This is a genomic window from Pseudomonas sp. GD03903, assembly GCF_029840045.1.
GTDB lineage: Bacteria > Pseudomonadota > Gammaproteobacteria > Pseudomonadales > Pseudomonadaceae > Pseudomonas > Pseudomonas pseudonitroreducens.
Map to the genome: position 1 here is coordinate 1 of NZ_JAOCBT010000037.1, position 20,719 is coordinate 20,719.

Consider the following 20,719-nt stretch of genomic DNA (forward strand, 5'->3'; position numbering starts at 1 on the left):
TGAGCCTGAGCCGCGCACGGTGCGCGTCGAAGTGCCGGTGTCGGTCCCGTGCCGGGCGCCGGAGGTGCCGGAGCCGACCTGGGCTACCGCGGTGCTACAGAAGGGCGACAGCCTACAGACGAAGGTGCGGGCGCTCTTGGCTGAGCTGGAGCAGCGGAAGGGGTATGAGGTGCAGCTGCGCGCCGCTGTGCAGGCGTGCCAGTGAAGGTGGTCAGGCGATCTGGAAAGCCTTGGCAAACATGTCCAGCCAGGCGTCCGGCGCATTCAGATTGCGCGTGTCGAAGTCGCGGCCCCAATGTGCAAGCCAGCTTTCCAGCTCTTCGCAGCTGTACTCGCCATTGGCGAGGCCAAGGACAATGGTTACCAGCTCATGACCAGGCGCTGTTAGCTCGTAGCCATTCATCAGCAGGAAGAGGAAGCCCGCGGCAGCTGCTGTGCGCTTGTTTGCATTGGCAAACGGATGATTCCGCACGATGCTTTCCATCAGCGCAGCCGTCAGCCGATACATGTCGTTCGTCTGTTCGTAGAAGCGGATTTGAGCTGGGCGCTGTTGTGAAGACAACAGCTCGTTAGGCTTCAGGACCCCGATCATTTCGTTCGGGGTCTGAAGCCTGATCAGTTGCTGGTTGATGAAAATCAGCGCGTCACCGGTGAGGTAGCGAATTCCTTCGCAGATCTCGCCGTACTGGGAGAGGTCCTTCTCGGCCATGGCTTATACCTTGGCCAGCTCCTCAAGCGCCTTTTCATAGCGCTGGAAGGCCATGCAGAAAGCCTTTTCGAGCTGGACCTGGTACTCACCTTCAGCCGGACGCGCCACTGCCTCGCCGCGGGACTTGTCGCGCGGGGGAATGTAAATGCGATCGGATTTTTTCAGTGCGTGGCCCATGGCTATCTCCGTGCCCAATTTTTCGGCGTTACGACCGTTGCTTTTTCAACAGTGGTAACACCTTTTCAAAATGGGGTGCGATTGTTTCGATGTCAATTGCGCAAGTCAACGGATTGTTGAATTTACGACCTATCGTTCTGATAGGTGGTAATCAATAGAGGATGCGCGTCATAAATTCGTTCACTACGAAAATAGATGCGATTTCCGCGCCATGATTTCGACGCAAATTCGATGGTTGCCGGAAGCTCCACTGGCCCGGCAGTAGATGGATTACACGATACAGTGATATTGCACCGTGCATAGGTCGTGGGCTACTGTTCCGATCATTGCAAGAGAGACGGCTACAGTGATCCACCTCCGCAGCATCATCACCTCCCTGATCAAGGCTTTCGCCCGTTGGCGCTGGCGCGCCTGACATTTCTTTTCCCGGTCTTCGCCGGGCCCTCTCCGCCGTCCTGCACCGCCAAGCCCAGCCGAGAAAATAGCGGGTACATAAGCGGGTATCAGTAAAGACGGAACACAGCGAAAGCGTTAAGAATCAATAGGTTAGAGCAAAAATGCTGCTGATGATCGATAACTACGATTCCTTTACCTACAACCTGGTGCAGTACTTCGCCGAGTTGAAGGCCGACATCCACGTCATTCGCAATGACGAACTGAGCGTCGACGAGATCGCCGCGCTCAACCCCGAGCGTATTGTCCTCTCTCCCGGCCCGTGCACGCCGAACGAAGCGGGCGTATCCCTGCAAGTCATCGAACGCTTTGCCGGCAAGCTGCCGCTGCTGGGCGTGTGCCTGGGGCACCAGTCCATCGGCCAGGCCTTCGGCGGCGACGTGGTGCGCGCCCGCCAGGTCATGCATGGCAAGGTCAGCCCGGTGTTCCACAAGGACCAGGGTGTATTCGCCGGCCTGAACAACCCGCTGACGCAGACCCGCTATCACTCCCTGGTGGTCAAGCGCGAGACGCTGCCCGACTGCCTGGAAATCACCGCCTGGACGGCGCTGGAAGACGGCTCGGTCGACGAGATCATGGGCCTGCGCCACAAGACGCTGAACGTCGAAGGCGTGCAGTTCCACCCCGAGTCGATCCTCTCGGAGCAGGGCCACGAGATGCTGGCCAACTTCCTCAAGCAGACCGGCGGGGTGCGCGCATGAATATCAAGGAAGCCCTCAACCGGGTGGTCAACCAGCTGGACCTGTCCACCGAGGAAATGCAGGACGTCATGCGCGAGATCATGACCGGGCAGTGCACCGACGCGCAGATCGGCGCCTTCCTCATGGGCATGCGCATGAAGAGCGAGACCATCGACGAGATCGTCGGCGCCGTGGCGGTGATGCGCGAGCTGGCCGACCAGGTCGAGCTGGACAGCCTCAAGCACGTGGTCGATGTGGTTGGCACCGGCGGTGACGGTGCGAACATCTTCAACGTGTCCTCGGCAGCGGCCTTCGTGGTCGCCGCGGCCGGCGGCAAGGTCGCCAAACATGGTAACCGCGCGGTTTCCGGCAAGAGCGGCAGTGCCGATCTGCTGGAGGCCGCCGGCATCTACCTGGATCTAAAGCCGGTCCAGGTGAAACGCTGCATCGAGACCGTGGGCGTCGGGTTCATGTTCGCCCAGGTTCATCACAAGGCCATGAAGCACGCCGCCGGCCCGCGCCGCGAGCTGGGCCTGCGTACTCTGTTCAACATGCTCGGCCCGCTGACCAACCCGGCCGGTGTGAAGCACCAGGTGGTCGGCGTGTTCAGCCAGGCGCTGTGCCGCCCGTTGACCGAAGTGCTCAAGCGCCTGGGCAGCGAACACATCCTGGTGGTGCATTCGCGCGATGGCCTGGACGAGTTCAGTCTCGCCGCGCCCACCCACGTCGCTGAATTGAAAGACGGCGTGGTCAGCGAGTACGAAGTGCAGCCGGAAGACTTCGGCATCAAGAGCCAGAGCCTGATCGGCCTCACCGTGGACAGCCCGCAGCAGTCGCTGGAACTGATCCGCGACGCCCTTGGCCGTCGCAAGACCGAGGCCGGGCAGAAGGCCGCCGAGCTGATCGTGCTCAACGCCGGCGCCGCGCTGTACGCCGCAGACCTGGCCACCAGCCTGCACGAAGGCATGCAATTGGCCCACGACGCCCTGCACACCGGGCTGGCGCGGGAGAAGATGGAAGAGCTGGCGGCCTTCACCGCCGTTTACCGAGAGGAGAACGCACAGTGAGTGTGCCGACGGTTCTGCAGAAGATCCTGGCCCGCAAGGCCGAAGAAGTCGCCGAACGCCGCGCCCGCGTCGCCTTTGCCGAGGTAGAGCAACTGGCGCGTGCGGCCAATGCCCCGCGTGGTTTCGCCAACGCCCTGCTGGAGCGCGCCAAGCGCCGCGAACCGGCGGTCATTGCCGAGGTGAAGAAGGCTTCGCCGAGCAAGGGTGTCCTGCGCGAGAACTTCGACCCTGCCGACATCGCCCGCAGCTACGAAGAGGGTGGCGCTGCCTGCCTCTCGGTGCTGACCGACATCGACTTCTTCCTCGGCAGCGATGCCTACCTGAAGGAAGCCCGCGCGGCCTGCAAGCTGCCGGTGATCCGCAAGGACTTCATGATCGATCCGTACCAGGTGGTGGAAGCCCGTGCCATCGGCGCCGACTGTATCCTGCTGATCGTCTCGGCGCTGGATGACGTGCGCATGGCCGAGCTGGCCTCGGTGGCCAAGGACGTCGGCCTCGACGTGCTGGTGGAAGTGCACGACGCGGCAGAACTGGAGCGTGCGTTGAAGACCCTGGACACCCCGCTGGTCGGCATCAACAACCGCAACCTGCACACCTTCGAGGTAAGCCTGGAGACCACCCTGGACCTGCTGCCGGAGATCCCGCGCGAGCGCATGGTGATCACCGAAAGCGGCATCCTCAACCGTGCCGATGTCGAGCTGATGGAAGTCAGCGACGTGTTCGGTTTCCTGGTCGGCGAGGCCTTCATGCGCGCCGAGGAGCCGGGCACCGAGCTCAAGCGCCTGTTCTTCCCCGAGCGCAGCAAGGTCAAGCTGGGCGCTGATCCGGACTGACTGCACTTTGTAGGAGCGAGCTCGCTCGCGAACTGCCCAGGCGCCGTAGTGGCCTGTAATGGTTCGCGAGCAAGCTCGCTCCTACAGAGTCAGGACAACAAAAAAGCCGGCGATTGCCGGCTTTTTTGCTTTCTGGGGATGCTTCAGCGGGTGCCGAAGACCACCATGGTCTTGCCTTTCACGTGTACCAGACCCTGTTCTTCCAGGCTCTTTAGTACGCGGCCGACCATCTCGCGGGAACAGCCGACGATGCGGCCGATCTCCTGGCGGGTGATCTTGATCTGCATGCCGTCCGGGTGAGTCATGGCGTCCGGCTGCTGGCACAGGTCCAGCAGGGTACGCGCAACGCGGCCGGTGACATCGAGGAAGGCCAGGTCGCCAACCTTGCGCGTGGTCTTGCGCAGGCGGTCCGCCATCTGGCTGCCCAGGGTGAAGAGAATCTCCGGATCCTGCTGGCTCAGTTCGCGGAACTTCGCGTAGCTGATCTCGGCGACTTCGCATTCGGTCTTGGCGCGAATCCAGGCGCTGCGCTCCTGGCCGGTGCTGCCTTCTTTCTCGAAGAGTCCCATCTCGCCGAAGAAGTCGCCAGTGTTGAGGTACCCGATGATCATCTCGCGGCCATCGTCATCCTCGATCAGGACGGTTACCGACCCCTTGATGATGAAGAACAGGCTCTCGCAGCGGTCACCGGCGTAGATGATGGTGCTCTTGGCGGTGAAGCGGCGGCGATGACAGTGCGCGAGCAACTTGTCGAGGTTCTTGATTTTGGGTGTGAGGGTAATAGCTACCATGCCCGAGTCCCGGAAAGTATAAGAGTGGCCTTTGCACTACAGGCGCTAATGATTTTTTATGTTCAGCTGTGGTGCCGTGCATCCCTGGCGCGATCCCCCTCGATCCCCAGGGCGGCGTGATTGCCTTGCTGAGCAGTCTTGCGTGTACGTAAATCAGCAAGAGCTTAACAGACGACGTGTTACCAGCAATCGGAAGTCTGGAACGTTCGTGTAGGCAATTTCTGAGAGTGTGCCAGTAAACCGGCGCCAGCTTAAGCGATAAATGCATACTCGCCGTGTGGAAATGAGACCTGGGTAACAGCCATCGCTCCCACTGGGCGTGCTAGAGGGCTGTGATAAGCTGTCGCCCCTTTTTTTCCGGCGGAGTTCCTTGCAATGAAAGCGCGAATCCAGTGGGCGGGCGAGGCCATGTTCCTCGGCGAATCCGGCAGCGGCCACGTCGTGGTTATGGATGGCCCGCCGGATGCCGGTGGCCGCAATCTGGGCGTGCGTCCCATGGAGATGCTCCTGCTCGGCCTGGGTGGCTGCACCAACTTCGACGTGGTCAGCATCCTGAAAAAGGGTCGTCAGCCAGTGGAAAGCTGCGAGGCCTTCCTCGAGGCCGAGCGTGCCGATGAAGACCCGAAGGTGTTCACCAAGATCCACGTGCACTTCGTGGTCAAGGGCCGTGGTCTGAAGGAAGCGCAGGTCAAGCGTGCGGTCGAGCTGTCGGCCGAGAAATACTGCTCCGCCTCGATCATGCTCGGCCGCGCCGGCGTAGAGATCACCCACGATTACGAGATCGTGGAACTGGGCTGACAGCCTCGTTCATCCTTTCATCATCAAGGGTGCGCAAAATCTGGCAGAGGTCGTCTGACCTCTGCATAATGCGCCACCTTTTTTCAGGGCCTTCCGCCCGAAACCAGAAACCACAATCGCCATCGCGAAGAGGTGTAAACCGTCCTACGCAGGTGCTGCCGTACGCATCTGACGGGCATGCTCAACCACGCGGCAGAGCCGCATTTGATGAGAGTTATCCCACGGTGAAAAGCAAACTCAAGCTCCACGGGTTCAACAACCTGACGAAGACCTTGAGCTTCAACATCTATGACATCTGCTACGCCGAGACGCCTGAAGACCAGCAGGCTTACGTGCAGTACATCGACGAAGAGTACGATGCCGAACGTCTCACGCAGATCCTCACCGATGTTGTCGACATCATTGGCGCAAACATCCTGAACATCGCCCGTCAGGATTACGATCCGCAAGGCGCCAGCGTGACCATCCTGATCTCCGAGCAGCCGGTCACCCCGACCGATAGCCAGATCGAGGAATCCCCGGGGCCGCTACCGGAAACCATCCTGGCGCACCTCGACAAGAGCCATATCACCGTACACACCTATCCGGAGATCCATCCGGTGGAAGGCATCGCGACCTTCCGGGTGGACATCGATGTGTCGACCTGCGGCGTCATCTCGCCGCTGAAAGCGCTCAACTACCTCATCCACCAGTTCGATTCGGATATCGTCACCGTGGATTACCGCGTGCGCGGCTTTACCCGTGACGTGGAAGGGAAGAAGCACTTCATCGACCACGAGATCAACTCGATCCAGAACTATCTCTCCGACGACACGTACGAGGCCTACCAGATGACCGACGTGAACGTGTACCAGGAGAACCTGTTCCACACCAAGATGCTGCTCAAGGAGTTCGACCTGGACAACTACCTGTTCGGCGATGCGACCCGCAACCTGTCGCCCGAGCAGCGCAAGCAGGTGGAAGAGCGTGTCAGGCACGAGATGCTGGAGATCTTCTATGCGCGCAACATGCCGCGCTGATTTCTCCGCAGGATGAGAAAGGGCACCCAAGGGTGCCCTTTTTCATTGCCGGTCAGTCAGTCCTCACCGACCTCGCGGCTGGTGGCGCTCTGTGTCGGACGGTGGTTGTCCGGGAACAGCTTGTGGAATTGCCCGATCTGCTGCTTCGACATCTCGATGGGTTGCTCGAACAGCACCCACTGCACACCCTCGGTGCACGGCGGCGTGGTGAGCGAGCCGTGGTAGTACAGGTGGTGGCTGGCGCTGGGAACCAGCTTGGCGAGGTCGGGGGCGGACTTCGCGGCGAGTTGTGCTTCCTTGCCTTCCTGGGGTGGCAGGCGCTTCCACAGGTTGGCCAGTTCCTTGTTCGCTCGGCCCTCCTTGATCATCAGGCCAAGCACCAGCAGGTGCCCGTCCTTGTCCTGGTTCACCAGGTGCATTTCCATGGGGTAGGACTGGTGGTTGAACTGATGCTCGCTGGGCGTGTGGAAATGGAACTGCACAAGGCGGTAGTCGGTGCCCTTGTAGGTCAGCGTGTCGCCGTCGGCGGCACTGGCCTGGATGGTGTGGCCGTTGTTGATCAGCTTGAGCGATGTCTTGCCGTAATGCAGCTTCAGTTCTGCGGCGTCGACTTTCTGTGGCTGCGTCCGGGACTTTTCCACATCGATCGGTGACTGCTCGTGCCCGCTGGCGCAAAGAGCGCTGCCCAGCTCACCCCAGTGCGCCGGGCCCTGGTCGCCGGTGTATGCCCAGTGGGCGTCGGTGGCGTGGGCGGTGGAAAGGGCGAGGCAGAGTGGGGCGATAAGGTAGGAAAAACAGGTAGTGAAGCGCATGGAAACTCCGGTTGGGGTGAACAGCCGGAGCAGCATCCTCCCAGCATTGGCTGCGCGGAAGGTGTAGGGAAAAGCTTAGGGATTTTCCTGCGCTAGATAGAGAGATATCCGGGCCGATGCCGATTCATCGGCCCGGAGAGGGTCAGATTCGGTAGGTGGACTTGGTCATCACTTTGGACAGCAGCGTCATGCCGAACTTCACCGGCGCGGGGAAGCGCAGGCCGCCGGCCTCGATGGCGCTGGTGGCGTGGTGCTCCTCGTCTTCGCGCATCTGTTCGAGGATGGCGCGGGACTTCTGGTCTGCGGCGGGAATTTCCGCCAGGTGTTCGTCCAGATGCTTGCACACCTGGTCTTCCGTGGCGGCGACGAACCCCAGGCTGACGCGGTCGCTGATCAGCCCGGCGGCTGCGCCAACACCAAAGGACAGTCCGTAGAAGAGCGGATTGAGCACACTCGGGCGGCTGCCCAGCTCGCGGATGCGTTGTTCGCACCAGGCGAGATGATCGACTTCCTCGTCGGCCGCTTCTTCCATCGCCTTGCGTACTTTCGGCAACTTGGCAGTCAGTGCCTGCCCCTGGTACAGCGCCTGGGCGCAGACCTCGCCGGTGTGGTTGATGCGCATCAGGCCGGCAACATGGCGGGCATCGGTCTCGCTGAGCTCGGCGTCGGGCTGGACGATGGCGGGCGACGGACGCCCCGGATGGCCACTGAACGGCAGCAGGGTACGCAGTGCGGCATCGGCCTGCAGCAGGAAACGGTCGGCGGGAGAGTAGTGACGGTCGGCGGACATGGCGCACCTCCGAGTAGGAACATTCGTTCGGCAGTTTACCGGATGGCGGATGACAGGTCTTGCCGAGGTGCGCGCAGCTTCTTGGTGTCGACTGGTCGGCGATCAGCCCGGCGGCCAGTGCATCTGGCGCTGACCCAACACGTGCATGTGAATGTGGTGCACGGTCTGGCCACCCAGGTCGTTGCAGTTCATCACCACGCGGAAGCCCTCGTCGCAGCCCTGCTCCTTCGCCAGGCGCTGGGCGGTGAAGAGGATGTGCCCGGCCAGCGGCTTGTCCGCTTCGCTCAGGTCGTTGAGGGTGGACACGTGCTTCTTCGGGATCACCAGGAAATGCACCGGCGCTTGCGGGCCGATGTCGTGGAAGGCGATCACCTGGTCATCTTCATAGAGCTTGCGCGCGGGAATTTCCCCGGCGACGATCTTGCAGAACAGACAGTCCACGAAGTGCTCCTCCAGTCATAGTGGGTAGGAGAAGGAGTTTAGCGGCCGTCGACCGCCGCGCCCAGTTCCGGGGCGGCCAACGCAAGGAGCGAGCGTGCAGAACGATATTCATGATCTGGGCCTGGTGCTGGATTCCAGGGTCAAGCTGATCGTCATCGAATCCTGGGACGAACCCCGGGTGCTGGAAACCCTGACCGGGCTGGCCGTGCGCCGTGGGCTCAACCTGCAGCTGTGGTCGGCGACCGAAGGCCTGCAGCGCCTCGGTTTTGGTGGCGAAGCCCAGGGCGAGGGCGATAGCCGCGAGGCGGAAACTGCCCTGCGGCTGATCAAGGCCGACCCGCAGCCCAACCTCTATGTGCTCTGCGATCTGCATCCCTATCTGGCAGATAACCCGCGTGCCGTGCGTCTGCTCAAGGAGATCGCCATGGCCGAGGGCAATTTCCGCCCCACGGTGGTGCTGGTTTCCCATGCGCTGAAACTGCCGGCCGAAGTGCAGCGCTTCGCCGCGCGTTTCGCGCTGTCGCTGCCTTCCGAGGACGAACTGGTCGGCCTGGTGCGCGAGGAAGCAAGCCGCTGGAGCGAGCGCAACAAGGGCGCTCGGGTACGAACGGACAATCGCACGCTGCGCCAGGTGGTGAAGAACCTGCGCGGCCTGACCCACGGTGAGGCCCGATTGCTGGCGCGCAGTGTGATCTGCAACGACGGCGCGATCACCCAGGAAGACCTGCCGGAGCTCAATCGCACCAAGTTCGAGCTGCTCAACCTCGACGGTGTCCTCAGTTTCGAGCACGACACCGCACGTTTCGCCGAAGTGGGCGGGCTGGCCAATCTCAAACGCTGGCTGGGTGAGCGGCAGAGCGCTTTTACCGAGAGCAAGGACAAGGACCTGCCCAAGGGCGTGTTGCTGGTGGGTGTGCAGGGCGGCGGCAAGAGCCTGGCGGCCAAGGCTGTTGCCGGGCTGTGGGGCTTGCCGTTGCTGCGCCTGGATTTCGGTAGCCTCTACAACAAGTACTTCGGCGAGACCGAGCGCAACCTGCGCGAGGCCTTGCGCCTGGCGGACAGCATGGCGCCCTGTGTGCTCTGGGCGGACGAGATCGAGAAGGGCGTGGCCACCGGTGACCAGGACAACGGCGTCAGTCAGCGCGTTCTGGCCACGTTGCTGACCTGGATGGCTGAGCGCAAGGCGCCGGTGTTCATGGTGGCCACCGCGAACGCCATCGATCGGCTACCGCCGGAGCTGGTGCGCAAGGGGCGTTTCGACGAGTTGTTCTTCGTCGACCTGCCGGATGACGAGGTACGCCAGGATATCTTCCGCATCCATCTGCAGCGTCGTGAGCTGGACGCGACCCAGTTCGAACTGGATGAACTGGCCGCTGCCAGCGAAGGATTCTCCGGCGCGGAAATCGAGCAGGCAGTGGTTGGCGCGTTCTATGCCGCGCAGGCTCGGCAGAAGTCTGTGGACCAGGCGTTGCTGCTGGAGGAAATTCGCCGTACCGCGCCGCTGTCGGTGGTGATGGCCGAGGAGTTGGCGGCCCTGCGCGCGTGGGCCGACGGTCGCACGGTGCGCGCGGACTGAGCCTGGCTAGCTGGCCAGCGCCAGGCGATTGATGCGTCCGGCCAGCTTGCGCATGACCCAGCGTGGCAGCAGGCGCAAGCCACAGGCGAACAGACGGTTGCGCCAGCCAGGGATGATCAGGGCGGGCGCGCGGCGCAGCGCTTTCACTGCCAGGAAGGCGACTTCCTCAGGAGACATCACTCGCTTGCTGTCGCCGAGCTTGCCCAGGCGCATGCCGGCGTTTCGGTAGAAGGCGGTGCGGGTCGGCCCGGGGCACAGCACGGAAACCTTGATGCCGCGACCTTTGAGCTCTTCGCGCAAGCCTTCGGAGAAGTGCAGCACGAATGCCTTGCTGGCGTAGTAGCTGCTCATCCACGGGCCGGGCAACAGGCTGGCCAGCGACGCGACGTTGAGAATTCGTCCGCCGCCGCTGCGCTCCATCATCGCGCCGATGCCATGGCACAGGCGCGCCAGGGCCAGCACGTTGAGCTCCAGCAATTCCTGCTCGCGGGACCAGTCCTGGTCGATGAAGGCGCCGGAGGTGCCGACCCCGGCATTATTCACCAGCAGCTCGATGTGCCGCCCGCTCTGTTCCAGTTCGTGCAGCAGGCCGGAGATCTGCAGCGGTTCGGACAGATCGCAGACGCGGAACAGCACCTCCACCCCGAAACGCTGGGACAACTCGCAGGCGGCGCTATCCAGCGCGTCGCGCTGGCGCGCCACCAGGATCAGTGCCTGGCCACGGCGGGCGAGGGCTTCGGCCAGGGCCAGGCCGATTCCGCTGGAAGCGCCGGTGATGAGGGCAAAACGAGGCATTCAGGAGTCTCTGTGGCGGGGTGGCGTTCGACCACGCCCGCCACGGGTTGTTGCATTACTGATCCGAGTCGCCGCCTTCGCTGTCGCCACTGCTGAAGTCGCCGTCGGAAGGCTCCGCGGTAGCCGCCGGATCGGCAGCTTCGTCGCCTTGCTGGTGTTGCGAGGCTTGCGCCGCCTGGGCGCGTTCGACGTAGCTCTGGTAGGCCGGGATCGCGATGGCGGCGAGGATACCGCCAAACACCGGGAACAGCAGCCAGGAGAAGGCCAGGACCTTGACGCCAGTGCTGTTGGGCGGCGGCGGCGGGCCGAAGCGGTTGGCAGTCTGCTCGCCGGGCATGAACAGCATCAGCAGGCTCAGGACCGCGTTGACGAAGGGTACCAGCAGCGCGAGCCAGAGCCAGCCGGACCAGCCCAGGTCATGCAGGCGCTGTACGCCAATGGGTACGCTGAAGACCATGGCGGCAATGACCACGACCGCGATAGCCACCACGCCCAGGGGCAGCGACACGGCCATCAGCAGGCTGGCGAGCAGGTACGCGCCGAAGGCGATGAAGGAGAGTGCGGCAGACCAGCCGAGGTAGCGCACGCGTCCGATCCGGCCGGACAGGCTGCGGACTTTCAGTTCGCCGAACTCCGGCAGGTCGTCGCCGACCTGTGCCTGGGGCGGCGCATAGGGCGATGCTGCCGTGGCGGGGCTCGCGGGCGCGGCGGTGGGGGCCGGGTTGGCTGCCAGCTCGGCCTGGCGCGCGAGGTATTTCTCGATGACGATGCCGCACGCGCTGCATTCGATGGCGCTGGCTTGCTCATGCCCGCACTTGGGGCAGGTCATCCGCTCGCTGCTGGCCGCTTCACCGGCCGCGCGGGCGGCCAGGGTCGCTTCGCTGGGGTGGTCTTCGGTCTCTACCAGGCTGAAGCCGGCAATGCCTTCGGCTTCCTTGCGGGCGTTGGCGCCGGCGCCATGGAGCGCGCGCAGGTATTTGTCGGCTTCGTCGCCGGACAGATCGCGCTTGAGCACGACCGGCTGGCCACTGAACAGCGCATCGATCTTCGAGGCATCACTCTTGAACAGGCGAGCGAGATTTTCTTTGGCAGTCTCCAGCGGCGTCTGCGGCATCAGCGCGCCGTCGAACACGATCTTGAAGCGGGATTGGTCCATCGGGGCATCCTTGTCTTCTGGCTATGTTGGAATCGCTACAGCGTAATCGGGCCGCCGGAGGCCAACAAGCAGCCCCGGCGGATATATCGTGAGCGGTGCCGCAGCTCAGACCAGCAGTTGATTGGACAGCCCCGCGCTGCGGGTGAGGGCCTGGCGGTACTCGTGGTCGAGTCGGGCGATCAGGTCGCCCACCGCCGGCAGGTCGCGGATGTCGCCAACACCCTGGCCGGCGGACCACACGGTCTTCCAAGCCTTGGCCTCGTCACTCACCGGCTTGAGCTTCTCACCATAGTTGAGCGCGCCCTTGTCGTTCAGCCGCTGCATGTCGAAGCCGGCGGCCTCCAGGCTCTGCCGCATGAAGCTGGCCGGCACGCCGGAGACGGCGGGCGTGTGGATGATGTCGGCAGCGCGAGCGTCGAGCAGCATGTGCTTGTAGTCCTCGGAGGCGGCGCTCTCGCGGGTGGCGATGAAGCGGGTGCCGAGGTAGGCGAGGTCGGCTCCCAGCACCTGGGCGGCGAGGATCTCGTGGCCATGGTTGATGCAGCCGGCCAGCAGCAGGGTCTTGTCGAAGAACTGGCGGATCTCGGCGACCAGCGCGAAGGGGCTCCAGGTGCCGGCGTGGCCACCGGCGCCGGCGGCAACGGCGATCAGGCCGTCGACCCCGGCTTCTGCCGCCTTCTCGGCGTGCCGGCGCGTGGTGACGTCATGGAATACCAGGCCGCCATAGCTGTGTACGGCGTCCACCACCTCGCGCACTGCGCCCAGGCTGGTAATGACGATGGGCACCTTGTGCTCGACGCAGAGTTTCAGGTCGGCCTGCAGCCGCGGGTTGGTGTTGTGGACAATCAGGTTGACCGCATACGGGGCAGCCTGCGGATCGGCGGCGAGGCCCGCCTCGATTTCTTCCAGCCAGGCCTTGAAGCCGCTGCTCTCGCGCTGGTTCAGCGCCGGGAAGCTGCCGACGATACCGCTCTTGCAGCAGGCCAGGACCAGTTGCGGGGTGGAGACCAGGAACATCGGGGCCGCTACCAGCGGAATGCGCAGGCGGCGGTCGAGCAGGGCAGGCAGGGACATGGCAGTTTCCTTGTCGGGGTCAGAAGGGTTTGACGACTACCAGGATCACGATGGCAAGCAGGAACAGCACCGGCACCTCGTTGAACCAGCGGTAGAACACGTGGCTGCGGCCGTTTTCGCCGCGGGCAAAGCGCTTGAGCATGGCGCCGCAGGCGTGGTGATAGCCGATCAGCAGCACCACCAGGGTCAGCTTGGCGTGCATCCAGCCCTGGGTCAGCCAGGCCGGATTGAGATAGAGCATCCAGGCGCCGAGGACGATGGTAAGGATCATCGACGGGCCCATGATGCCGCGGTACAGCTTGCGTTCCATGATGCAGAAGCGTTCGCGGCTGGCTGCGTCCTCGCTCATGGCGTGGTAGACGAAGAGGCGCGGGAGATAGAAAAGGCCGGCGAACCAGCAGACCACGGCAATGATGTGAAAGGCTTTCAACCACAGGTAAAGCATCGGGATTTCCTCGGATCACGGTTGAGCCGATAGTAGTGGCGCCGTGCAATGGAGTCATCCCGCATCTATATACACAGGGGGCGTTATCGCCTGTCCCGTCCGTGGCGCATTGCCGCGCGCGCCGTATGGCATCCGGAAGATGCCAGGCTGCTGCTCATGTCCGACCTCACGCCGTCTGAACCTCCCGCCGAAACCTCGCCGCGCCAGATCCTGAAACGCTCAATCGCCAGGCATCCCTTGCTGCGGCGATGGCGGCGGACCCTGGCGTTCTGGCTTGGCGCTCTGCTGGTAGGGCTTGTCGCGCTGGCCTTCGCCCATCTGGCGGACCTGGCCAGCGCGACCTTCCGTGCCGTGGTCGCGCACAACCGCTGGTGGCCCTGGTTGCTCTGTCCCCTGGGCTTCGCCGGCCTGGTGTGGTTGACCCAAGGGGCGCTGAAGAACACCCGCGGCAGCGGCATTCCGCAAGTCATCGTGGCGCTGGAGATGCGCAGCAGTCGGACGCGCAACGCCTTGCTGTCGCTGCCGATCGCCGCAGGCAAGTTGTTCCTCACCTTGCTGGCATTGCTGGTAGGCGCCTCAGCGGGACGTGAAGGGCCGACGGTGCATATTGGAGCCGCGCTGATGTATTCCTTCGGCCGGCGCCTGGGCCTTTACGACAAGCGCACGGTGTCCGGACTGATCATTGCCGGCGGCGCTGCCGGTATCGCGGCGGCCTTCAACACGCCCCTGGGCGGTGTGGTTTTCGCCATCGAAGAGCTGAGCCGTACCTTCGAGCAGCGTTTCAGTGGCCTGGTGCTCACGGCGGTGCTGCTGGGCGGCATGGTCACGCTGGGGCTGATGGGAAGTTACAGCTACTTCGGCCGGTTATCCGAGAGCATGCCATTGGGGCCCGCATGGATCGCCGTAGTCGCCTGCGGCCTGCTCGGCGGGTTGCTTGGCGGCCTCTACTGTCGGCTGGTCCTGCCCATCCGGCGGGGGCCGCTGAGTTTCATCAGCCGCTGGCGCGGGCGCTGGCCGATTCGCTTCGCCGCCGGCTGTGGTCTCCTGCTGGCGCTGCTCGGGATGCTCTCGGGGCAGCATGTGTTCGGTACCGGTTACGCGGAGACCCGCTCCATCCTTGAAGGGCAGCCCGTGGTGGGGCATGAGTTTCTGTTGTGGAAGTTCATTGCCAATGTGATCTCCTTCATCGCGGGGATTCCTGGCGGGCTGTTCTCGCCGTCACTCACCGTCGGTGCCAGCCTGGCGCCCTGGCTGGCACCGCTGATCCCCGGTGCCAGCCTTCCTGCGGTCGGGCTGCTGGGAATGTCGGCCTACCTTGCCGGCGTAACGCGCACTCCGCTGACGGCCACGGTGATCACCGTCGAGATGTCGCACAGCCCGGACATGCTGATTCCGATCCTGGCGGCGACGCTGCTGGCCAGCGGCGTTTCCGCGCGCCTGACGCCGCTACCCATCTATCACGCGCTGGCCCGCCAGATGCAGGAAGCCCTGGCTCCGACCAAAGGGTCTCAAACCTAGGTAATTTCACTCTGTTCAGTCCGGGCAGCGGCTCATATCATGGATGCCCCTGAATTTGGCCCAAATGGTGGAGTGACAGGCAGATGATCAAGGTTGGTATCGTAGGTGGTACGGGTTACACGGGCGTGGAGCTGTTGCGCCTGCTGGCACAGCATCCCCAGGCGCGTGTCGAGGTGATCACCTCGCGCTCCGAGGAAGGCATGAAGGTTGCCGATATGTACCCGAACCTGCGAGGCCACTATGACGGGCTGGCCTTCAGCGTGCCGGACGTGAAGCGCCTGGGCGAGTGCGATGTGGTGTTCTTCGCCACCCCGCACGGTGTGGCCCACGCACTGGCTGGCGAGCTGCTGGCGACGGGTACGCGGGTGATCGACCTGTCCGCGGACTTCCGTCTGCAGGACGCCGAAGAGTGGGCCAAGTGGTATGGCCAGCCCCACGGCGCGCCGGAACTGCTGCCCGAAGCTGTCTACGGCCTGCCGGAAGTGAACCGTGAGGCCATCAAGTCTGCACGTCTGATCGCCGTCCCCGGCTGCTACCCGACCGCCACCCAGCTCGGCTTCATTCCGTTGCTGGAGAACGGCCTGGCTGACGCCAGCCAATTGATCGCCGACTGCAAGTCCGGCGTCAGCGGTGCCGGCCGTGGCGCCAAGGTGGGTTCGCTGTTCTGCGAAGCCGGCGAAAGCATGATGGCCTACTCGGTGAAGGGCCATCGTCACCTGCCGGAAATCAGCCAGGGCCTGCGCCGCGCAGCCAAGGGCGATGTCGGCCTGACCTTCGTGCCGCACCTGACGCCGATGATCCGCGGGATCCACGCGACCCTGTACGCCCGCGTCGCTGACCGGGGTGTCGACCTGCAGAAGCTGTATGAAGAGCGCTACGCCAACGAACCGTTCGTCGACGTGATGCCCGCTGGCAGCCATCCGGAAACCCGCAGCGTGCGTGGTGCCAACGTTTGCCGCATCGCGGTGCACCGCCCGCAGGGCGGGGACCTGGTGGTGATCCTGTCGGTCATCGACAACCTGGTGAAGGGCGCATCCGGCCAGGCGATCCAGAACATGAACATCCTGTTCGGCCTCGACGAGCACCTGGGCCTGTCCAACGTCGCGCTGCTGCCGTAAGGAAAGACTGCCGCGGAAGGCGGCCAATTGATCTGGACCAATGGATGAGTCGGATTAGTTGACCGTTTTTCTGGGGTAAGCGGATAATGGTCCGCAATGTTGTAACGTACGGCTTCGGCCGGGAGAGTTTTCACCATGACCATCGAAACCTTCACCCCCACTCCGCTGATGTTCTCGCACGGCGCTGCGAACAAGGTGAAGAACCTGATCGACGAAGAAGGCAATCCGCGCCTCAAGCTGCGGGTGTTCGTCACAGGCGGTGGCTGCTCGGGCTTCCAGTACGGGTTCACCTTCGATGAAGACACCGCGGACGACGACACCATCGTCGAGCGCGATGGTGTCAGCCTCGTGGTCGATCCGATGAGCTTCCAGTACCTCGCCGGTGCGGAAGTGGACTACCAGGAAGGCCTCGAAGGTTCGCGGTTCGTCATCAAGAACCCGAACGCAGCGACCACCTGCGGCTGCGGCCAGTCCTTCTCGATCTGATTGCTGTAGAAGCGAAAACGCCGCGCAGATGCGCGGCGTTTTTGTTTGTCGGGCGGGTTCAGGCGGGGTAGAGCGCACCGAGAATGCGTGGCCCTTGGGCGGCTGTCACTTCCGGGCAATTGCCGGGCTTGCGCTCGAGGAAGCGATGAGCCAGCCAGGCAAAGGCCATCGCCTCCATCCACTCCGGTGGTACGCCGCGCTCGATGCTGCTGATGACACTCGCGCCAGGCATGTGCGCAGCAAGGCGTTGCATCAGCGTTGCGTTGAAGGCTCCGCCGCCGCAAACCACCACTTCCTCACAGCCCGGCTGCGCATCCAGCAGGGCATGGGCAATGCTGTGGGCGGTCAGCTCCAGCAGCGTGGCCTGTACATCCTCGGCGTTTACCGAACCGTGGTTGGCCAGTAGCGCCTGGAGCCAAGCCAGGTTGAAGCGTTCGCGGCCAGTACTTTTCGGCCCTTTGGCGGCAAAGAAGTCATCCGCCAGCATCGACTGCAGCAAGCGCTTGTCGATGTTGCCGCTGGCCGCCCAGGCGCCGTCACGATCATAGGGCTCGCCGCGCTGCTGCTGAATCCAGGCATCCAGCAGCACATTGCCTGGGCCACAATCGAAGCCTCGGACTGGCTGTCCGGGGCTCAGCAGCGAGACGTTGCTGAAGCCGCCGACATTGAGGATCGCGCACTCGCGGTGATCGCTGCCGAACAATGCCTGGTGGAAGGCAGGAACGAGTGGCGCACCCTGGCCACCGGCAGCGACGTCGCGGCGGCGGAAGTCGGCCACCACATCGATCCCGGTCAGTTCGGCCAGCAATGCCGGATTGCCGATCTGCACGGTGAAGCCCAGGTGCGGCTCGTGGCGAATGGTCTGGCCGTGGCTGCCGATAGCACGAATCGAGTTGCTGCCCAGGCTCTCCCGAGCGAGGAGCTCGTTGACGCCTTGTGCAACCAGACGTACCCAGCTGTTTTCCGCGAGGGCGGAGCGGGCGATTTCGTCATGGCCGCAGGAGCAGAGTGCCAGGAGATCGGCGCGCAGCGCTGCAGGCATGGGGAGGTAGTGAGAGGCGAGCAGAGTGGTCTGCTCGCCTTGCTCGATCAGAGCGATGTCCAGTCCGTCGAGACTGGTGCCGGACATCACTCCCAGATAGAGCGGCATCGATCAGCGCTTGTTCAGGGCCAGGAAGGTTGCCTTCTCCTGGTCCATGCGCGCGATCAGCGGTTGCGCCTGCGCCATGAAGCGCTTGCGCTCCGGACCAGTCAGCGGGTCGGCTGTCGGCAGCTTGGCGCTCAGTGGATCGACGTGCTGGCCGTTGACCTGGAACTCGTAGTGCAGGTGCGGGCCAGTGGCGAGGCCGGTCATGCCGACGTAGCCGATGATCTGGCCTTGCTTCACGGCAACGCCGGAGCGAATGCCCTTGGCGAAACGGCTCATGTGGCCATATACGGTGCGATAGCGTTGGCCGTGCTGAATCACCACGGCGTTGCCGTAGCCACCCTTGCGCCCGGCTTCGAGGATCTTTCCGTCGCCGGTCGCCTTGATCGGCGTGCCAATCGGCGCTGCGTAGTCCACGCCCTTGTGTGCACGAATCTTGTTCAGGATCGGATGGAAACGCCCTATCGAGAAGCGCGAGCTGATACGCGCGAAGTCCACCGGCGTGCGGATGAACGCTTTGCGCATGCTGCTGCCGTCGGCGCGCAGGTAGCTGGTGTTGCCTTGCTTGTTGGTGTAGCGCACCGCGGTGTATTCCTTGCCGCGGTTGACGAAGCGGACGGCCAGGATACTGCCGGTGCCGACCTGCTTGCCCTTCACCTGCTGCGATTCGTAGATCACGTCGAACTCGTCGCCCTGGCGAATATCCTGGGCGAAATCGATGTCGTAGCCCAGAACGTTGGCCATCGACATGATCAGGTCGTGGGACAACCCTGCATTGCGGCCGGCGACGAACAGGGAGCTGTCGATGCGGCCGTGGGCATAGTTGGCATGGACCGAAGGTTTCACCAGGTCGCGCTTGAAGTCATAGCCCTTGGCGGACTTGGCCAGGCTGATGGTCTCCAGATCGCTGCGCTTGACCTTCAGGCCTTGCAACTCGCCCTTGGAATCAATGAGGAAGTCCACGTCTTGGCCGACATCGAGACGGGTGAACTGCTTGGCGTCCTTGTTGGCGGCAAGCATGTCGTGCACGGCATTAGCCGGCAGGCCGGCTTTCGCGAACACGTTGGAAAGAGTGTCGCCCTTGCCCACGGTCACGCTCTTCCACGCAGGTTCTGCGGGAGCGGAGGGGGAGGGTTGCTGCTTCGAATCGGCGAGATCGTTGTTCTTTTCCGCGTCTTTTCCGGCGCTGTTCTGGTTATCCGGCTGGCCTTCGATCTGTGCAAAAGGCGAAGAGCCGTCGTCTTCCGTGACCGCGTTGGGTCGAAGATCGTCTTTTTCCTGAAGGATCTGCTCGGTACCGCTTTCCAGCTCGAGATTGAGCGTGGTCTTCTTCGCCTCGACCTCGGCCGAGGGGAACACCAGCAGAGCCAGGCTGAGGAGCGCTGCTACACCGCTTGCGGCGAGCAGATGGCTCTTCGGGTAGTACGGCGCTTTCTGATTGGATTGCGTCATGGCATGAGTGGTGTTTTTGGAATGTGAAATAACTGCCTAAAATATAACCAAATTCCCTCTGAAGCAACCCTGATGTCGGGCTTCTGACGTCCTGTCCTCTGGCGCTGGGCAAAACTTGTTTTTAGTGCCTGTTCTTGTATCGTTGGTTCCCTTTCGCAATTCGCAACGTACAGGAACCTGCAATGAAGTCGGTCGAAGAGCAGCTGGCGCTGATTAAGCGCGGAGCAGACGAAATTCTCGTGGAGGCCGAGCTGATCGAAAAGCTCAAGCGCGGCCAGCCCCTGCGTATCAAGGCCGGCTTCGACCCGACCGCCCCCGACCTGCACCTGGGCCATACCGTTCTTATTAATAAGCTGCGGCAGTTCCAGGATCTGGGCCATCAGGTGATCTTCCTGATCGGTGACTTCACTGGGATGATCGGTGACCCGAGCGGGAAAAGTGTTACCCGCCCACCCCTCACCCGCGAGCAGGTTCTCGACAATGCCGAGACGTACAAGGCTCAAGTTTTCAAGATCCTGGACCCCGCGAAGACCGAGGTGGCCTTCAATTCCACCTGGATGGACCAGCTTTCCCCCGCTGATTTCATTCGACTGGCCTCCCAGTACACTGTTGCACGTATGCTGGAACGCGATGATTTCAGCAAACGCTATGCCAGTAATCAGTCCATTGCCATTCACGAGTTCCTTTATCCGCTGGTCCAGGGCTACGACTCGGTAGCGCTGCGAGCCGACGTCGAACTCGGTGGCACCGATCAGAAGTTCAACCTGCTGATGGGGCGCGAGCTTCAGCGTGCCTACGATCAGGAGCCGCAGTGCATCCTGACCATGCCGTTGCTCGAAGGTCTGGACGGCGTGAAGAAGATGTCCAAGTCCTTGGGCAACTACATCGGTATCCAGGAAGCGCCGGGCGTCATGTACAGCAAGTTGGTCTCCATTCCGGATACCTTGATGTGGCGTTACTTCGAGCTGCTCAGCTTCCGCTCCATGGATGAGATCAATGGTTTCCGCAAGGATGTAGAGGCTGGCGCCAATCCGCGCGACATCAAGATCAAGCTGGCTGAAGAGATCGTCGCTCGCTTCCATGGCGAAGAAGCTGCTGCTTCGGCGCACAAGTCCGCCGGTAACCGTCTCAAGGAAGGCGAGCTGCCGGAAGATCTGCCGGAAGTGGAAGTGGCGGCGGCAGAAGATCTGCCGATCGGTGCCGTCCTTAATAAGGCAGGCTTGGTGAAGAACTCTGCAGTCGCTCGCGACCTGCTGTCTTCTGGTGGCGTGCGGGTGGATGGCGATGTAGTAGATCGCAGCTTCGTGTTCAAGGTCGGTGCTACCCACGTGCTGCAGGCTGGCAAGAAGGCCTTCGCGCGCGTCTCTCTGGTTGCTGAGTGA

At 62.9% G+C, this 20,719-nt stretch carries 23 protein-coding genes; 11 read left to right on the forward strand and 12 right to left on the reverse strand.

Annotated elements, in window-relative coordinates; genetic code table 11:
* Nucleotides 1-205, forward strand: a 205-nt coding sequence (locus tag N5C91_RS30825; RefSeq protein WP_279834216.1) for a hypothetical protein, incomplete at its 5' end; no start/stop codon positions are given.
* A gap of 6 nt (nucleotides 206-211) precedes the next feature.
* Here the strand turns inward: N5C91_RS30825 and N5C91_RS30830 are convergent.
* The gene (locus N5C91_RS30830) at nucleotides 212-709 is read right to left on the reverse strand and encodes a type II toxin-antitoxin system death-on-curing family toxin (RefSeq protein ID WP_279834218.1); all 498 of its coding nucleotides are present in this window, start codon (nucleotides 707-709) and stop codon (nucleotides 212-214) included.
* A gap of 3 nt (nucleotides 710-712) precedes the next feature.
* Entirely contained in the window at nucleotides 713-886 is a 174-nt protein-coding gene (locus tag N5C91_RS30835) for a hypothetical protein (protein ID WP_279834220.1), read from the reverse strand.
* Nucleotides 887-1,443: 557 nt separating this feature from the next.
* Between N5C91_RS30835 and N5C91_RS30840 the strand changes: the two genes are divergently transcribed.
* From N5C91_RS30840 to trpC, 3 genes are read left to right on the forward strand one after another with little or no spacing between them, the layout of a single operon-like run.
* Nucleotides 1,444-2,040 (forward strand): aminodeoxychorismate/anthranilate synthase component II, encoded by a 597-nt coding sequence (locus N5C91_RS30840; protein WP_236172600.1) that lies wholly within the window; start codon nucleotides 1,444-1,446, stop codon nucleotides 2,038-2,040.
* Entirely contained in the window at nucleotides 2,037-3,086 is a 1,050-nt protein-coding gene (gene trpD / locus N5C91_RS30845; RefSeq protein ID WP_279834222.1) for an anthranilate phosphoribosyltransferase, read from the forward strand. The genes N5C91_RS30840 and trpD overlap by 4 nt, the downstream gene beginning before the upstream one ends.
* The gene (trpC, locus tag N5C91_RS30850) at nucleotides 3,083-3,919 is read left to right on the forward strand and encodes an indole-3-glycerol phosphate synthase TrpC (protein ID WP_279834224.1); all 837 of its coding nucleotides are present in this window, start codon (nucleotides 3,083-3,085) and stop codon (nucleotides 3,917-3,919) included. Before trpD ends, trpC begins: the two co-directional genes overlap by 4 nt.
* A 143-nt stretch (nucleotides 3,920-4,062) precedes the next feature.
* Here the strand turns inward: trpC and crp are convergent, their stop codons facing one another.
* Nucleotides 4,063-4,710 carry a cAMP-activated global transcriptional regulator CRP gene (crp, locus tag N5C91_RS30855; protein WP_024763566.1) on the reverse strand — a complete coding sequence of 216 codons (648 nt, stop codon included), beginning with the start codon at nucleotides 4,708-4,710 and terminating at the stop codon, nucleotides 4,063-4,065.
* Nucleotides 4,711-5,085: 375 nt separating this feature from the next.
* Here crp and N5C91_RS30860 point away from each other — a divergent pair, with 375 nt between their 5' ends.
* Nucleotides 5,086-5,508 carry an OsmC family protein gene (locus N5C91_RS30860; RefSeq protein WP_015475289.1) on the forward strand — a complete coding sequence of 141 codons (423 nt, stop codon included), beginning with the start codon at nucleotides 5,086-5,088 and terminating at the stop codon, nucleotides 5,506-5,508.
* Between the two features lie 224 nt (nucleotides 5,509-5,732).
* A complete protein-coding gene (gene speD, locus N5C91_RS30865) occupies nucleotides 5,733-6,527 on the forward strand; it encodes an adenosylmethionine decarboxylase (RefSeq protein ID WP_138525630.1) in 795 nt (264 codons plus the stop codon).
* A gap of 56 nt (nucleotides 6,528-6,583) precedes the next feature.
* Here speD and N5C91_RS30870 read toward each other — a convergent pair whose 3' ends face one another.
* The 3 genes from N5C91_RS30870 to N5C91_RS30880 form a co-directional block, all read right to left on the reverse strand.
* Nucleotides 6,584-7,339 carry a carbonic anhydrase family protein gene (locus N5C91_RS30870; protein ID WP_279834227.1) on the reverse strand — a complete coding sequence of 252 codons (756 nt, stop codon included), beginning with the start codon at nucleotides 7,337-7,339 and terminating at the stop codon, nucleotides 6,584-6,586.
* A gap of 142 nt (nucleotides 7,340-7,481) precedes the next feature.
* Nucleotides 7,482-8,129 (reverse strand): 2-polyprenyl-3-methyl-6-methoxy-1,4-benzoquinone monooxygenase, encoded by a 648-nt coding sequence (gene coq7 / locus N5C91_RS30875; RefSeq protein ID WP_279834228.1) that lies wholly within the window; start codon nucleotides 8,127-8,129, stop codon nucleotides 7,482-7,484.
* A gap of 102 nt (nucleotides 8,130-8,231) precedes the next feature.
* Complete coding sequence (locus N5C91_RS30880) at nucleotides 8,232-8,570, reverse strand: histidine triad nucleotide-binding protein (protein WP_138525632.1); 339 nt, start codon at nucleotides 8,568-8,570, stop codon at nucleotides 8,232-8,234.
* 94 nt (nucleotides 8,571-8,664) lie between these two features.
* On the opposite strand from N5C91_RS30880, the gene N5C91_RS30885 reads away from it, so the two are divergent.
* Complete coding sequence (locus N5C91_RS30885; protein WP_236201391.1) at nucleotides 8,665-10,146, forward strand: AAA family ATPase; 1,482 nt, start codon at nucleotides 8,665-8,667, stop codon at nucleotides 10,144-10,146.
* Between the two features lie 6 nt (nucleotides 10,147-10,152).
* Here N5C91_RS30885 and N5C91_RS30890 read toward each other — a convergent pair whose 3' ends face one another.
* From N5C91_RS30890 to hemJ, 4 genes are all read right to left on the reverse strand, one after another.
* The gene (locus N5C91_RS30890) at nucleotides 10,153-10,941 is read right to left on the reverse strand and encodes an SDR family oxidoreductase (protein WP_279834229.1); all 789 of its coding nucleotides are present in this window, start codon (nucleotides 10,939-10,941) and stop codon (nucleotides 10,153-10,155) included.
* 55 nt (nucleotides 10,942-10,996) lie between these two features.
* Nucleotides 10,997-12,097 carry a DUF805 domain-containing protein gene (locus N5C91_RS30895; protein WP_279834230.1) on the reverse strand — a complete coding sequence of 367 codons (1,101 nt, stop codon included), beginning with the start codon at nucleotides 12,095-12,097 and terminating at the stop codon, nucleotides 10,997-10,999.
* Nucleotides 12,098-12,202: 105 nt separating this feature from the next.
* A complete protein-coding gene (locus tag N5C91_RS30900; protein ID WP_236201394.1) occupies nucleotides 12,203-13,171 on the reverse strand; it encodes a nitronate monooxygenase family protein in 969 nt (322 codons plus the stop codon).
* Between the two features lie 19 nt (nucleotides 13,172-13,190).
* Nucleotides 13,191-13,616: a protoporphyrinogen oxidase HemJ gene (gene hemJ / locus N5C91_RS30905; RefSeq protein WP_236172590.1), complete on the reverse strand. Its 426-nt coding sequence runs from the start codon at nucleotides 13,614-13,616 to the stop codon at nucleotides 13,191-13,193.
* A 240-nt stretch (nucleotides 13,617-13,856) separates the two neighbouring features.
* Between hemJ and N5C91_RS30910 the strand changes: the two genes are divergently transcribed.
* The 3 genes from N5C91_RS30910 (at nucleotide 13,857) to erpA (ending at nucleotide 16,738) form a co-directional block, all read left to right on the forward strand.
* Nucleotides 13,857-15,134, forward strand: a complete 1,278-nt coding sequence (locus tag N5C91_RS30910) for a chloride channel protein (protein ID WP_279834238.1) — start codon at nucleotides 13,857-13,859, stop codon at nucleotides 15,132-15,134.
* An 83-nt stretch (nucleotides 15,135-15,217) separates the two neighbouring features.
* Nucleotides 15,218-16,252, forward strand: a complete 1,035-nt coding sequence (gene argC, locus N5C91_RS30915; RefSeq protein WP_279834234.1) for an N-acetyl-gamma-glutamyl-phosphate reductase — start codon at nucleotides 15,218-15,220, stop codon at nucleotides 16,250-16,252.
* Nucleotides 16,253-16,387: 135 nt separating this feature from the next.
* Nucleotides 16,388-16,738, forward strand: coding sequence for an iron-sulfur cluster insertion protein ErpA (gene erpA / locus N5C91_RS30920; RefSeq protein WP_236172588.1), 351 nt, complete (start codon nucleotides 16,388-16,390; stop codon nucleotides 16,736-16,738).
* 58 nt (nucleotides 16,739-16,796) lie between these two features.
* Here erpA and N5C91_RS30925 read toward each other — a convergent pair whose 3' ends face one another.
* Together N5C91_RS30925 and N5C91_RS30930 are read right to left on the reverse strand one after the other, a co-directional pair.
* Nucleotides 16,797-17,888 (reverse strand): anhydro-N-acetylmuramic acid kinase, encoded by a 1,092-nt coding sequence (locus N5C91_RS30925; protein WP_279834236.1) that lies wholly within the window; start codon nucleotides 17,886-17,888, stop codon nucleotides 16,797-16,799.
* Between the two features lie 3 nt (nucleotides 17,889-17,891).
* Complete coding sequence (locus tag N5C91_RS30930) at nucleotides 17,892-19,337, reverse strand: peptidoglycan DD-metalloendopeptidase family protein (protein ID WP_236201396.1); 1,446 nt, start codon at nucleotides 19,335-19,337, stop codon at nucleotides 17,892-17,894.
* Nucleotides 19,338-19,519: 182 nt separating this feature from the next.
* On the opposite strand from N5C91_RS30930, the gene tyrS reads away from it, so the two are divergent.
* On the forward strand, nucleotides 19,520-20,719 hold the full coding sequence (gene tyrS, locus N5C91_RS30935) for a tyrosine--tRNA ligase (protein ID WP_236172585.1): 1,200 nt from the start codon (nucleotides 19,520-19,522) through the stop codon (nucleotides 20,717-20,719).

Excerpts from the sequence above, each read along its gene's own strand:
- trpD (WP_279834222.1), top strand. The coding sequence starts at position 2,037 with ATGAATATCAAGGAAGCCCTCAACCGGGTGGTCAACCAGCTGGACCTG.
- erpA (WP_236172588.1), top strand. The coding sequence starts at position 16,388 with ATGACCATCGAAACCTTCACCCCCACTCCGCTGATGTTCTCGCACGGC.
- N5C91_RS30930 (WP_236201396.1), bottom strand. The coding sequence starts at position 19,337 with ATGACGCAATCCAATCAGAAAGCGCCGTACTACCCGAAGAGCCATCTG.
- argC (WP_279834234.1), top strand. The coding sequence starts at position 15,218 with ATGATCAAGGTTGGTATCGTAGGTGGTACGGGTTACACGGGCGTGGAG.
- N5C91_RS30890 (WP_279834229.1), bottom strand. The coding sequence starts at position 10,941 with ATGCCTCGTTTTGCCCTCATCACCGGCGCTTCCAGCGGAATCGGCCTG.
- N5C91_RS30895 (WP_279834230.1), bottom strand. The coding sequence starts at position 12,097 with ATGGACCAATCCCGCTTCAAGATCGTGTTCGACGGCGCGCTGATGCCG.
- N5C91_RS30840 (WP_236172600.1), top strand. The coding sequence starts at position 1,444 with ATGCTGCTGATGATCGATAACTACGATTCCTTTACCTACAACCTGGTG.
- N5C91_RS30900 (WP_236201394.1), bottom strand. The coding sequence starts at position 13,171 with ATGTCCCTGCCTGCCCTGCTCGACCGCCGCCTGCGCATTCCGCTGGTA.
- tyrS (WP_236172585.1), top strand. The coding sequence starts at position 19,520 with ATGAAGTCGGTCGAAGAGCAGCTGGCGCTGATTAAGCGCGGAGCAGAC.
- N5C91_RS30835 (WP_279834220.1), bottom strand. The coding sequence starts at position 886 with ATGGGCCACGCACTGAAAAAATCCGATCGCATTTACATTCCCCCGCGC.
- N5C91_RS30870 (WP_279834227.1), bottom strand. The coding sequence starts at position 7,339 with ATGCGCTTCACTACCTGTTTTTCCTACCTTATCGCCCCACTCTGCCTC.
- hemJ (WP_236172590.1), bottom strand. The coding sequence starts at position 13,616 with ATGCTTTACCTGTGGTTGAAAGCCTTTCACATCATTGCCGTGGTCTGC.
- N5C91_RS30925 (WP_279834236.1), bottom strand. The coding sequence starts at position 17,888 with ATGCCGCTCTATCTGGGAGTGATGTCCGGCACCAGTCTCGACGGACTG.
- coq7 (WP_279834228.1), bottom strand. The coding sequence starts at position 8,129 with ATGTCCGCCGACCGTCACTACTCTCCCGCCGACCGTTTCCTGCTGCAG.
- N5C91_RS30830 (WP_279834218.1), bottom strand. The coding sequence starts at position 709 with ATGGCCGAGAAGGACCTCTCCCAGTACGGCGAGATCTGCGAAGGAATT.
- N5C91_RS30860 (WP_015475289.1), top strand. The coding sequence starts at position 5,086 with ATGAAAGCGCGAATCCAGTGGGCGGGCGAGGCCATGTTCCTCGGCGAA.
- crp (WP_024763566.1), bottom strand. The coding sequence starts at position 4,710 with ATGGTAGCTATTACCCTCACACCCAAAATCAAGAACCTCGACAAGTTG.